At 49.6% G+C, this 3,135-nt stretch carries 3 protein-coding genes; 2 read left to right on the forward strand and 1 reads right to left on the reverse strand.

Going from position 1 to position 3,135, the window contains the following annotated elements:
- Positions 1-75 precede the first annotated feature (75 nt).
- Positions 76-1,473: an NAD(P)H-dependent oxidoreductase gene (locus tag BOO20_RS04715; protein ID WP_076790977.1), complete on the reverse strand. Its 1,398-nt coding sequence runs from the start codon at positions 1,471-1,473 to the stop codon at positions 76-78.
- A gap of 387 nt (positions 1,474-1,860) precedes the next feature.
- Between BOO20_RS04715 and BOO20_RS04720 the strand changes: the two genes are divergently transcribed.
- Together BOO20_RS04720 and BOO20_RS04725 are read left to right on the forward strand one after the other, a co-directional pair.
- Complete coding sequence (locus BOO20_RS04720) at positions 1,861-2,148, forward strand: transposase (RefSeq protein ID WP_076790979.1); 288 nt, start codon at positions 1,861-1,863, stop codon at positions 2,146-2,148.
- Entirely contained in the window at positions 2,145-3,011 is an 867-nt protein-coding gene (locus tag BOO20_RS04725) for an IS3 family transposase (protein WP_233120881.1), read from the forward strand. The genes BOO20_RS04720 and BOO20_RS04725 overlap by 4 nt, the downstream gene beginning before the upstream one ends.
- Positions 3,012-3,135: the final 124 nt, after the last annotated feature.

Raw genomic sequence — 3,135 nt, forward strand, 5'->3', positions numbered from 1 at the left:
ACAGTTGCCCAAACGCAAGTTGAACTTTCTCGACTAACAGGCCAAAGCTTTTTTTTCCTGTTCGAATTATTACCCTTAATTTTCATGAGCCTTTGCCTGGGCGACAACCTTTCGATGAGGTTCGACCATTTGTTTTTTTATCATCTTGTCGAACTTTTTCCGGATGGGGGGCAGGTTGACTAACGGGGCGACGAAAGTATTCAACAGGACGGTGTTGAGTTCTGCCGGGGGAAAAGTCCTGTAAACGCCCATGCGGTAGAAAGCTCGATGATCGGCGGCGAAAATTGGACGCAGGCGACCGTAAATATCATCACGGAAAATTTTCAGACCACCCTCACCGAGGAAGGTCTGCGGGCGGAGGTAGCCAGCCTGGACGTAGGCCAGCGCGCGGGCCGACAGCTGGTCGAGCAGGCGGTCGAGGTCGGCGGAATTGCCGTTTTCATCGCTGACAACACCAACAATATTAGCCCCTTGAAACCCGAAGAAACCGCTGAAAATCTCCATCAGGTTGGGGACCTGACTGAATGGGCCGGAGATGACAAAGGCCACCTGCTTGCCGACCAGGACCGGGGTGTGGGTATTGAAAAAGATACGGTCAAAAAACATCTTCCAGCGTGAGGACAGGTAGCGGTCGACCATTCGCCCGGCATAGATGAGAACGTCCGCTGTCATAACGGTCACTTTGTAAAAGTCGATGAACCCGTCTTTGCCCGTGAAGGCGCAGTGGTAGTTTCCGCTACATTCCAGGCAGCCCAGGCAACTGGATTTGATATCAATGTCATGAATATTGACCACGGTCACTTCGCCTGCTAAAGCACTGCGGCAGCGCGCCACCATTTTCGCCAGATTGCTGTCGGGCTGCTGCTCATCATGCAGAATGACCACCTTCTTCCCGTCGGTGGCGACCGGGTTGGGCGGAAACTCAGGATGATAAGAAAACTCGCGATAGGTCAAGCGCGGATATTGGCACTGGGTGGGAACCTGGTTATGTACAGCCTTCAGGAACAGTTGGCCGAACCGGGCGAGCTGCCGGCGGCCTTCTTCCTTGAGCAGGTCATGCATATCGGGCGAGAATGAGTCGACAAAACGCATTTCCAGGTCGTCGCAGATTGCATGGATGTAATTGTGAGCCGTGTGGTCAAAGAAGTGGATGGAGGTAGAGAGCGATGCGGCGTATTTGCCGGCGAAGGCGGCCTCTGCGCCGCGTTCGAAGATCAGTTCGATGAAGCGTTTGTAGTGCGCATGAACGATGAGGATATACAGGGGAAAGCTCCAAAGGACTGCGTCTGAAGCACGCACCTGGTCAATGACCTTGTTGAAAACGGCAGGGTCGGTTTCAAGCCGCTTGATTTTTTGAGCGATATGGATGATGTTAAACTCATGCTGCGGATAAATTTTTGCCAGATAGCCCACCGACTGGATGGTGACGCTCAATTCTCCCTTGGGACTACCATTGAGAACGGTGATTTTCATGGTGATTTCTCCTTATTAATCCTGTCTGCTACTTGCCAGGTTGGGAGTCGACAGGTTGCTGGTGTTGACAATGGTATAACCCCGGAACGGTCTGTGTTTCCAACCAGGGATCCGAGGCCGGGATGAAAGTCATTATTTCTTTCATTATGACCGGAGTGAGCAATTTTCCGGCAAAAAGATTCTTAAATAAACACCTGCGGATCACCTGCGGTTGAAGCCATCGCCCCTGATATGATGGCCAGGGTGGCCCAACAATAATTAGATGGATGCGCCTTTACTGCAGATTTTTCAATTCTAAATCATATAAGCAGCAAGACACTACTGAAATAGTCCCCAAAAATAGGACAGCAAGTTTAGTTGGAAGAAAACCTGTAAATTGCTGTCATTATGAAAAAAAGCAGACGAAAATTCAGTGCCGAATTCAAGACCAAAGTGGTCCTTGAAGCTCTAAACGAGCGGCTGAGCACAACAGAGCTTGCCCAGAAACACGAGATCCATCCCAATCAGATTGCGCAGTGGAAACGCGAGTTCATTGATCATGCTGCCGATGTCTTCAGTCGTTCAGGTAAACAGGAACAACCGCAGCAAAGCGACGAACAAGCCGAACAGCTCTATCGGAAAATCGGTCAGTTACAGATCGAAAACGATTTTCTCAAAAAAAAATTGTTGAGCTGAAAACTGTTCAAGAACGTCGCACCATGATAGAGAAAAAACATCCAGAAATCAGCATGAACCGGCAGTATGACTTGCTTTCGATTCATCGATCCGGGTTGTACTATCAGCCCGAAAAAAACACGAAGCTGAACCGTGAGCTGATGCGCCTGATTGATGAGCAGTACCTGAACAAACCCTATTACGGTGTCTACCGTATGTGGGAATGGTTGCAGAAAGACAAGAGCTACAAGGTCAACATCAAACGGGTTCGCCGTCTGTACCGGCTGATGGGTCTGGAAGCGATCGGTCCCAAACCGAACACATCGAAACCGGCACCGGGTCATAAAGTCTATCCGTACTTACTCAGGAATCTGTCGGTAACGCACAGCAACCAGGTTTGGGCAACCGATCTGACGTATGTGCCGATGGCCAATGGGTTCCTGTATCTCATGGCCATTATCGACCTGAAAAGCCGGTACGTACTCAACTGGTCGGTCTCGAATACGATGGATGCAAAATGGTGTGCCGAGGTATTCCGCGAAACCGTGCACATGCATGGAAAACCTGAAATACTGAACACCGACCAAGGCAGCCAGTTTACCAGTGAGGTGTTCACCAAAGCGGTGATAGAAGAAGCCCAGGTCCACCTCTCCATGGATGGCAAAGGCCGAGCCATTGACAACGTGTTTATCGAACGGTTATGGCGAAGTCTCAAACATGAGTATCTGTACCTCAATCCACCGGCAGACGGTCTCGAACTGTATAAGGGTTTGAAACGCTGGTTCACCGAATACAACACCGAGCGACGCCATAAATCGCTGAAGGGCGAGGTACCAATGAGTGTTTACTATGCAAAAAAACATCAGGCCCCGGAGGCAGCCTGAATCACCTTAGTTGATCGAAAAAACTGTCCTACAAACGGGGAGTACCTGACTACCACAGTAATGAGCTTGAATAAATGGGTCTGGAATTATTATCTGAAGGAAAAATAATTCTTTTAACCTGAAT

The sequence above is a fragment of the Chlorobium sp. KB01 genome (assembly GCF_001975465.1).
Taxonomy (GTDB): Bacteria; Bacteroidota; Chlorobiia; order Chlorobiales; family Chlorobiaceae; genus Chlorobium.